The following is an 8,479-nucleotide window of genomic DNA, read 5'->3' on the forward strand; positions in this document are numbered from 1 at the left end:
GCAAAACGCGCGATAATGATGACACAGTGCGGGCAGTGGGGCCGCGTTTCAATGCTAGGCTGCAGGTCAGAGTTTGGCCTGCGTGCAAGTGCCTGCTAGTCTTGCCGCCTTTTAATGCCTCTAACGGCAGGAGCACACGATGAGCGAAACGCTGGAGCGCTGGGGGTCGAAGCGGGCCTTTATCTTGGCAATAACAGGTGCTGCAGTGGGTTTAGGCAACATCTGGCGCTTCCCCTACGTGGCTGGAGAAAATGGCGGTGCGGCATTTTTGCTGGTTTATGTAGCGTTTGTGCTGCTGCTAGGTATTCCCGTCATGATGGCGGAAATATTAATTGGCCGAGCCGGGCGTCGCGGGCCAATGCAGGCGTTAGGGGCCTTGGCAACAGAGGCGGGAGCCTCGCCTCATTGGCGTTGGCTAGGGCTATTCGGCGCGTTCACCGTATTTTGTATCTTATCGTTCTACTCGGTGGTGTCCGGCTGGTCGATTGAGTTTTTAGTTGCCTCCGTGAACGGTAATTTCAGCGGCGCGAGCGCTGAGGAGATTGGTGCGGGCTTTGACGCTTTCTTGGCTAACCCGGGCCTGCTTATTTTTAATCACACTTTGTTTCTATTCATGACCATGTCCGTTGTGGCGGCCGGTGTTGCCAAAGGTTTGGAGCGACTTAACAATTTGCTGATGCCGCTGCTGTATTTTTTGCTGCTGCTATTAGCAGGCTATGCCGCCACGACGGATGGTTTTGGCACCGCGCTGGCATGGCTGTTTCTGCCCTCTTTCGATGCGCTAACGCCATCGGTGGTTGTCCATGCGATGGGGCATGCGTTTTTTACCTTGGCGGTAGGGGCCTGTGCCTTAATGGCGTACGGGGCTTATATGCCTGAAGAGCAAAGCCTGCCCAAAGCCGCGTTTGCGGTAGCGGTGCTCGATATCAGCGTTGCACTGCTGGCGGGTATTGCGATTTTCTCGGTTGTATTTGCTCAAGGCATGGATCCCGCTGAAGGCCCGGGCTTGATGTTTGTCACGCTGCCAATCGCATTTTCTGAATTGCCGTGGGGCTCGGTATGGCTGAGCGTGTTCTTTTTATTACTGCTATTAGCCACCTGGACCTCAGCGATTAACTTAGCCGAGCCCATGGTCGCGACGCTTCAGGGGCTGGGGCTGCGCCGCAGCCTTGCGACGCTGGTCGTGGCGGTCAGCGTCTGGTTAATCGGCCTGCTATCCGCCTTCTCGTTTTCGACGCTTTCTGAATTCCGGCCGCTCTTTGGGCGCAACGTGTTCGAGCTGGTCAGCAGTATACCGCCGGATGTTTTTCTGCCCTTAGGCGGATTGATGATCGCCATTTTTGCCGCCTGGGTGATGCCCCAAGAACGAGTCGCCAGTGCATTGGGTGCCGGTGAACGCGGCTACCTAGTGTGGCGAAATATTCTTCGCTGGGTATCGATTCCGCTGACCTTTATCGTGCTACTGACAGGATTGCTATAAGGCTTCTTTGGTTGTCATTAAGCACTATAGTCAGCGAGTCATATTCTTTATACGGTCTATCGAGAACCGCAGGAGCAAATTATGAGTAGTGCGTTAAGACGCTATCAGGGCATGGAGCCGTCGCTTGGCGAGCGCGTGTATATTGATCCGGCAAGCGTGGTCATTGGAGACGTGGTGCTGGGGGATGATTGCTCCGTTTGGCCGATGAGCGTTATCCGTGGCGATATGCACCGTATTCGAATCGGCGCGCGTACCAGCGTGCAGGATGGCAGCGTGCTGCATATTACCCACGCAAGTGACTTTAGCCCGGCAGGCTTTCCGCTCATTATTGGCGACGATGTGACCATCGGTCATAAGGCGATTCTGCATGGCTGCACGCTGGGTAGTCGGATATTGGTGGGCATGGGTGCGATTGTGATGGATGGTGCGGTCGTTGAAGATGAAGTCATTATTGCCGCTGGCGCCGTAGTAACGCCGGGTAAGCATCTGGAAAGCGGCTATGTGTATGCCGGTAACCCGGCTAAACCGCTGCGCCCGCTGAAAGAATCCGAACGTGCTTTCTTCCCCTATACCGCCGGTAACTACGTTAAATTGAAAGACCGCTTTTTGGCCGAACCACCAGTTTAATGCCTTTTCTCTAAGCGGTTGCCCTGCCAACCTTTTTTGGTAAATAGTCGTGTCGCGTCGGCCAGAAATCTGTTAATTTATCCAGTTTTCTGGGGTGCCGCGTCATGGCTAACTTTCGCACGCATATTACCGTAGCAGCGGCGGGTGGCATGCTGATAGCTTACGCAGCTTGGAAAGGTCATTGGTGGCCGCCTTCTCAAGCGGTGGTGATGGTTGCGCTGGTTACGTTTGGGGGCATTTTGCCAGACATCGATGCCGACCGATCACATTCTATCCGATTGATTTTTAATCTTCTTTCAGTGCCTGCCTTGGTCTTTGGCGCACTGCTACTGCAGCCATGGCTCACGCCCGGTGCGCTGTTGGTTGCCTGCGGTGGAATCTATGTCTGCGTGCGTTATTTAGCCAGCGTACTATTTTCGCGTTTTACCGTGCATCGCGGTATCTGGCACTCACTGCTGGCGGGTGGGCTATGTAGCCTGGCCACCGCTGCGCTGAGTTTTAATCTGCTCGGCCAGCCGGCATGGCTTGCTTGGTCGCATGGCGCCGCCACGCTGGTCGGATTTTTAATTCACCTGAGTTTAGATGAGATGTACAGCGTGGATCTTGAAGGCGCTCGGCTAAAGCGTTCGTTCGGAACGGCGCTAAAGCTCGGCGATAGCCGGCGGCCCATGTCTAATCTGCTGATGCTGATTGCCACGTTAACGCTGGTGCCCTGGGTGCCGCCTTGGTCAGTATTGGGTGAGCTGTTGCATCAGGGCTCGCTGCTGTGGCGATAGTCATCGGCATTGAGGCCGTGCTTTTTAAGCTTGTCATAAAAGGTTTTGCGCGGAATGCCTAAGTGGCGACACACATCGGTGACACGGCCGTGATAGCGCGCCAGGGATTGGCTGATCAGGCTTTTTTCAAACAGCTCCACCTGGCGGGGCAAAGTGGGCTCCTGAGTGTCGGCGCTAACCCCTTCCAGCAGTGCATCCAGACGATAATCAAAGGCGGCGCCCAGCAGTACGTAGCGCTCGGCAAGGTTGCGCAGTTCGCGCACATTGCCGGGCCAGTCATGTGCGAGTAGAACGGCAATGCCCGAGCTGTCTATGATAGGCGCTTCCAGCCCGCTGCGATTGGCAGCCACTACGGCAAAATGTTGAAACAGCAAGGGAATATCTTCGCGCCGTTCGCGCAGGGCTGGCAACGGCAGAGTGACCACGTTAAGACGGTAATACAGATCTTCGCGAAAGCGGCCCTCTTCAGACGCTGCTTTTAGATCCACCTTGGTAGCGGCAATGACGCGAATGTTGAGTGGTACCGTTTCATTAGCGCCCAGCCGCTCCACGCTGCGCTCTTGCAGCACCCGCAGCAGTTTGACCTGAAGCGCCATGGGCATGGATTCAATTTCATCCAAAAATACCGTGCCGCCGTTAGCATGTTCGAATTTGCCGATACGCCGCTCTACTGCACCGGTAAAGGCACCTTTTTCGTGGCCAAATAGCTCGGACTCAATGGTGTTTTCGGGCACTGCGCCGCAGTTGATGGCCATAAAAGGGCTATTACGCCGCCCGCTGCGCTCGTGAATAGCGCGGGCCACCAAGTCTTTGCCGGTACCTGTTTCCCCAAACAGCAGCACATCGGCCTCCACTTGGCTGATGCGCTGAATCATAGCGGCCAGTCGCGATATGATGGGTGTGCGGCCAACCAGGCGAGGCCCCAGCGCGGCTTGCTGTACTTCCAGTTCGGCTTTTAGGCGGTGATTTTCTAAACTGAGCTGGCGCTTCTCGATGCCACGACGCACCACATCCAATAGTTGATCACCGGCGAAGGGCTTTTCAAGAAAATCCCACGCCCCTGCACGCATTGCCTCTACGGCGGTCGAAATATCGCCGTGGCCGGTAATTAAAATGATCGGCAGCGTGGCGTCGCGGTTATGTAGCTCGTGCAGCAGCGCCATGCCATCCATGCCGGGCATCCTTATGTCGCTGACGATCACGCCCGGAAAGTCGGGCGTTAAGGCGGCGAGCGCTTGTTCGGCTGATTCGTAGCAGTAGGGCGTGTAGCCTGCAAGCTCGAGGGTTTGGCTAGCGGTGATCCGAAGGTGTGGTTCGTCGTCGATCACTATGACCGGCAGGGTCGACGGTTCATGCATAGTGAGAGCGCTCCTGGACATGCGTTAACGTTGAGTGGGGTAGCGTAATAGTGAAGCAAGCGCCCCCTTCGGGTCGATTAGCAGCCTGCAGCTTACCGCCTAGATCGTCCATAATGCGTGAAGAGATCGAGAGGCCCAAGCCTAAGCCACTGCCTGGCGCTTTGGTCGTGAAAAAGGGTTCAAACACGTGCCCTAAATGCTCAGCTGGAATGCCGGGTCCGTTATCGGCAACGCTAATATGCACCTGCTGATGGTGAATGCTAGCGCTTAGTGTCAGTTGCGGTACGGGTTCGGCTTTCATAGCCTGCAGGGCATTGCCGATTAGATTAACCAGCACTTGCTCAAGGCGCACTAGGTCGCCTTTCACCCATAGCGTTTCATCGGGCCACTCATGAATAATCGTAATGTTGCCTTCGCGCAGACGGCTTTGAAATAAGCGCAAGGCGTAGTCGATACAGGCCTGTACGGAAATGGTCTCTTGGCGTTCGCTACTCTTACGTGAAAACTGGCGCAGTTGTGCGCTGATATCGGCCATGCGCTCGGTCAGCTCAACAATTTGCTCAAGGTTGGCGTCGGCTTTTTCATGGCGTGCTAGTGCCATAAAGCGTCGGGCGTTTTCTGCATAAGCGCGAATAGCGGCCAGCGGTTGATTAAGCTCATGGTTGATGCCCGCGGCGAGCTGCCCTAATACGGCCAGTTTAGCCGCTTGAATAAGCTCATCCTGCGTTTGGCGTAAGTTGGCTTCAGCCCGGCGGCGCTCTTCAATTTCATCAGAAAGCCGCTGATTACTGGCGACTAAGTCACGGGTGCGCCTTTCTACGCTAACTTCCAGCTCATCGCGAACGCGGGCCAAAGTATGGCGCTCTCGATCGGCAAACGCTTCCCGTTCACGACGAAGCCTCAGCCGCTGCCAGCCTATGCCGGCCCCAAGTGCAATCAGGCTGTAGAGGCTGCCCGCCATGAGAGCAGCGACCCATTGGGCGCTGATCACCGGTGTTAGCGGCTTTAAAATATGCATCTGCCAGCCAAACTCAGGAATAGGTCGCGTCAGGCTTAGGTAGTTGCCTTTACTTAAAGGGCCTTGGGAGAAACTTACTAATTGGCTGCCCAGGCCGTAAGGCGCAATGACGCCGATGCCGGAGGACGCTAGCGGCTCCATCGCATAGCGTCGCGTTGCGCGCAGGACTCGACGTTGCTCATCGGAAAGCGAGTAAAGGGCGTTCATTCGCAGCCCTGGGTGGCTGGCCATGAAGATGATGTTATCGCTGTCGGTGACAAACAGCTCGGCATCTTGCTCAGCCCAGCTCTCTTCAACCTCATCAAGCAATACTTTGATGACTAATACGCCGTCAGGTTTGGCATCGGGCGAGGTGTCATCGAGCCAAACCGGTGCTGAAAAGAAGTAGCCCCGCTCAAGTGATTGGGTGCCCAAGCCATAAAACCTACCTTGCCGGCCCGCGATGGCTTCGGTGTAATAGCTGCGAAAAGCATAGTTTTGGCCGATAAAGGTGTTAGATCGATGCCAGTTGCTGGCGGCAATAGTATCGCCATCACGATTTAGCAAATAAACGTCTGAAACGCCTGCGGTGAAGCGGAAGCGATCCAGCAACATATTCAGCGGCATCGAGTCTTGGCTGTCGGGGGAGGCTAAAAAACGTTGCACACCTTCCCTTGTCGCGAGCATTTGTGGCAAGTAGTCGTAGCGCAGTAAATAGCCGTTTAAATTGGCAGCAGACAGGCGCAGCTCGTTTTCGGCATCGTCTTGTAAGTTAGAAAGCGCCTGCTCGCGGGCCAGCTGGGCGGCTTGCCACATGCACAGCAATAAACCGAGCGAAATGACCAGCAGCCACAGGCGACGCCAGCGTGGTGGCAAGCGAGCGGGGGTCTGGCTGTGTATGTCAGCCTTGCCCATATCCGTGTTACTCATGCCGGTGTCTTTCGACTGCCTTGGGCGCGGCGAAGGGCGCGTTGGGCCCGCGCCTCTTCACGCGCCATTTCAAGAAGTCCTTCTTCAACGAACGCTAGGTGCTCATGCGCGCGAGCGCGGGCGTCTTCTGCACGCCCTTCCAAGATGGCGTCAAGTAAGGCGCGATGCTGCTTCATCAGCTGGCTGCGTGAGCCTGGTTTGGCAAACAAGTGGGCCAGATTATTAACAATGCTCTTTTCAAGCAGATGAAAAATACCGCGAATGGTATGTAGCAGCAGAACATTGTGGGCGGCTTCGGCGATGGCAAGATGGAACGCCGCGTCAAGTTTGGCTTCATGAACAGGGTCGGCGCCGGCAAAACCGCCGTCGAGCTCTTCAAAGCGCTGAATGAGGACCGCCTTATCAGCGGGCGTTGAGCGCAGCGCAGCGTAATAGGCGGATATTCCTTCTATTGCATCGCGGAATTCGAGTAGGTCTAAGTTGAACTCGCCGTGGCGAGAAAGCATTTCCAAAAGCGGGTCGGTATAGCCATTGCTAAGGTCGTCGTTCACAAAGGTGCCACCGCCTTGGCGGCTGGTCAGTAAGCCGCGCGCGGCTAATTTTTGAATAGCTTCACGTAAAGAGGGGCGTGATACGCCAAAACGCTCTGCTAATTCACGCTCTGGTGGGAGGCGCTGCCCAGGTTTTAAGCTGCCCTCCAGCATCATGGCTTCTAAACGCTCGGTAATAACATCGGCCAAACGCTGCTGGCGGAGCGGTGGATAGCTCATGTTTGGTAGCTCCTTCAATTGGTAAGACCAATATTAGAAGCTTTGAACAGACAGCTCAAGCGCTGGCATTGATGGGTGGCTATTGGTCAAACATTATTAGTCGTAGCATTGAACTAAAGTATAGCGCTATGTAGGGCTATAAAGCCGCATCATTGTTTGACACCTTCATGGCGTCTCACTAATGTTGATGCCATATTTTTGTCAATTGGTAAAACCAATTATTAATTCTGAATAAGCCGATGTATAGCGCGTCGACTGCGCGCATCTACTAAATAGGGCTCGCCATGATTATTTCAGCCTCCACGGACTACCGAAAAGCCGCTAAGCGGCGCATTCCTCCCTTTCTATTCCATTATGCCGACGGGGGGGCATACGCCGAGCATACGCTGCGACGTAATGTAGAGGATCTCTCCGGTATCGCGTTGCGCCAGCGTGTGCTGAAGGATATGTCCTCGCTATCGCTGGAAACCGAGCTGTTCGGTGAAAAGATGGCCATGCCGATTGCGCTGGCTCCGGTGGGGCTAGCAGGTATGTACGCTAGACGCGGGGAGGTCCAGGCGGCGCGAGCGGCCGCCAAGAAAGGCATACCGTTTACTCTGTCGACGGTGTCGGTGTGCCCCATTGCAGAGGTGGCCTCGGCGATTGATCGACCCATCTGGTTCCAGCTTTACGTGCTGAAGGACAGGGGCTTCATGAAGCACGTTCTTGAGCAAGCTAAGGCCGCCGGGGTCAAGACACTGATCTTTACCGTTGATATGCCTGTGCCGGGCGCGCGCTATCGCGATGCTCACTCTGGAATGAGCGGTAAGTATGGGCCGATCCGGCGGATGGCTCAGGCTGCAATGCATCCTTTCTGGGCATGGGATGTCGGTATTAATGGTCGTCCCCATGACCTGGGTAACGTCTCTGATTACCGCGGTAAGCCAACCGAGCTTGAGGATTACATTGCCTGGCTGGCTACTAACTTCGACCCCGCTATCTCTTGGAAGGACCTGGAATGGATTCGTGAACTCTGGGACGGGCCGATGATTATTAAAGGAATACTTGATGCTGAAGATGCCCGCGATGCGGTGCGCTTTGGTGCAGATGGCATCGTTGTTTCTAATCATGGCGGCCGTCAGCTTGATGGCGTTCCCTCGACTGCGCGGGCCTTGCCGGCGATTGCCGACGCGGTTAAGGGGGATCTGGCCATTCTTGCTGATTCCGGCGTGCGCAGCGGGCTTGACGTCGTGAGGATGATCGCTTTGGGTGCCGACAGCGTGTTGCTGGGCCGCGCCTTCATCTATGCGCTTGCCACTGCTGGCGAAGCGGGTGTCACGCATTTGCTCGAGCTATTTGAAAAGGAAATGCGCGTGGCGATGACGCTCACCGGAGCGAGAAGTATTGCCGATTTGGGCGCGAATTCATTGGTATCGGATTTGCCTCGCGATCTTGCGTGAGCAGGCGCTGATGTATGGCCCGCGCACGGCTAAGTTTAATTCGCAATGGTGTCCTGATAATATGAGATGTGTTTTTTTCACCAGAGCCCTTGCCAACCCGTC

Annotated in this window: 7 protein-coding genes; 4 read left to right on the top strand and 3 right to left on the bottom strand. The window is 55.3% G+C overall.

Annotation, left to right across the window (positions count from 1 at the left end):
- Nucleotides 1–139 precede the first annotated feature (139 nt).
- The 3 genes from ACT3RP_RS17610 (at nt 140) to ACT3RP_RS17620 (ending at nt 2,883) form a co-directional block, all read left to right on the top strand.
- Complete coding sequence (locus tag ACT3RP_RS17610; protein ID WP_444672622.1) at nt 140–1,480, top strand: sodium-dependent transporter; 1,341 nt, start codon at nt 140–142, stop codon at nt 1,478–1,480.
- Between the two features lie 81 nt (nt 1,481–1,561).
- Nucleotides 1,562–2,107 (top strand): gamma carbonic anhydrase family protein, encoded by a 546-nt coding sequence (locus ACT3RP_RS17615; protein ID WP_444672621.1) that lies wholly within the window; start codon nt 1,562–1,564, stop codon nt 2,105–2,107.
- A gap of 104 nt (nt 2,108–2,211) precedes the next feature.
- Nucleotides 2,212–2,883: a metal-dependent hydrolase gene (locus ACT3RP_RS17620; protein ID WP_096276134.1), complete on the top strand. Its 672-nt coding sequence runs from the start codon at nt 2,212–2,214 to the stop codon at nt 2,881–2,883.
- Here ACT3RP_RS17620 and ACT3RP_RS17625 read toward each other — a convergent pair.
- The 3 genes from ACT3RP_RS17625 to ACT3RP_RS17635 are packed head-to-tail and all read right to left on the bottom strand — an operon-like array spanning nt 2,859 to nt 6,938.
- Nucleotides 2,859–4,241: a sigma-54-dependent transcriptional regulator gene (locus tag ACT3RP_RS17625; RefSeq protein ID WP_192536265.1), complete on the bottom strand. Its 1,383-nt coding sequence runs from the start codon at nt 4,239–4,241 to the stop codon at nt 2,859–2,861. The two genes, ACT3RP_RS17620 and ACT3RP_RS17625, sit on opposite strands and share 25 nt — an antisense overlap.
- A complete protein-coding gene (locus ACT3RP_RS17630; protein WP_407647825.1) occupies nt 4,234–6,168 on the bottom strand; it encodes a sensor histidine kinase in 1,935 nt (644 codons plus the stop codon). Before ACT3RP_RS17630 ends, ACT3RP_RS17625 begins: the two co-directional genes overlap by 8 nt.
- The gene (locus ACT3RP_RS17635; RefSeq protein ID WP_096276130.1) at nt 6,165–6,938 is read right to left on the bottom strand and encodes a GntR family transcriptional regulator; all 774 of its coding nucleotides are present in this window, start codon (nt 6,936–6,938) and stop codon (nt 6,165–6,167) included. The genes ACT3RP_RS17630 and ACT3RP_RS17635 overlap by 4 nt, the downstream gene beginning before the upstream one ends.
- Nucleotides 6,939–7,222: 284 nt before the next feature.
- Here ACT3RP_RS17635 and lldD point away from each other — a divergent pair, with 284 nt between their 5' ends.
- Nucleotides 7,223–8,377: an FMN-dependent L-lactate dehydrogenase LldD gene (gene lldD / locus ACT3RP_RS17640; protein ID WP_096276128.1), complete on the top strand. Its 1,155-nt coding sequence runs from the start codon at nt 7,223–7,225 to the stop codon at nt 8,375–8,377.
- The last annotated feature ends 102 nt before the right edge of the window (nt 8,378–8,479 follow it).

Origin of the sequence: Halomonas sp. AOP5-B2-8 (genome assembly GCF_052376475.1) — a bacterium.
GTDB classification, from domain to species: domain Bacteria; phylum Pseudomonadota; class Gammaproteobacteria; order Pseudomonadales; family Halomonadaceae; genus Vreelandella; species Vreelandella casei.

Bases quoted from the DNA above. Each gene is read 5' to 3' on its own strand.
- lldD (WP_096276128.1), top strand. From the start codon at position 7,223: ATGATTATTTCAGCCTCCACGGACTACCGAAAAGCCGCTAAGCGGCGC.
- ACT3RP_RS17625 (WP_192536265.1), bottom strand. From the start codon at position 4,241: ATGCATGAACCGTCGACCCTGCCGGTCATAGTGATCGACGACGAACCA.
- ACT3RP_RS17610 (WP_444672622.1), top strand. From the start codon at position 140: ATGAGCGAAACGCTGGAGCGCTGGGGGTCGAAGCGGGCCTTTATCTTG.
- ACT3RP_RS17620 (WP_096276134.1), top strand. From the start codon at position 2,212: ATGGCTAACTTTCGCACGCATATTACCGTAGCAGCGGCGGGTGGCATG.
- ACT3RP_RS17630 (WP_407647825.1), bottom strand. From the start codon at position 6,168: ATGAGTAACACGGATATGGGCAAGGCTGACATACACAGCCAGACCCCC.
- ACT3RP_RS17615 (WP_444672621.1), top strand. From the start codon at position 1,562: ATGAGTAGTGCGTTAAGACGCTATCAGGGCATGGAGCCGTCGCTTGGC.
- ACT3RP_RS17635 (WP_096276130.1), bottom strand. From the start codon at position 6,938: ATGAGCTATCCACCGCTCCGCCAGCAGCGTTTGGCCGATGTTATTACC.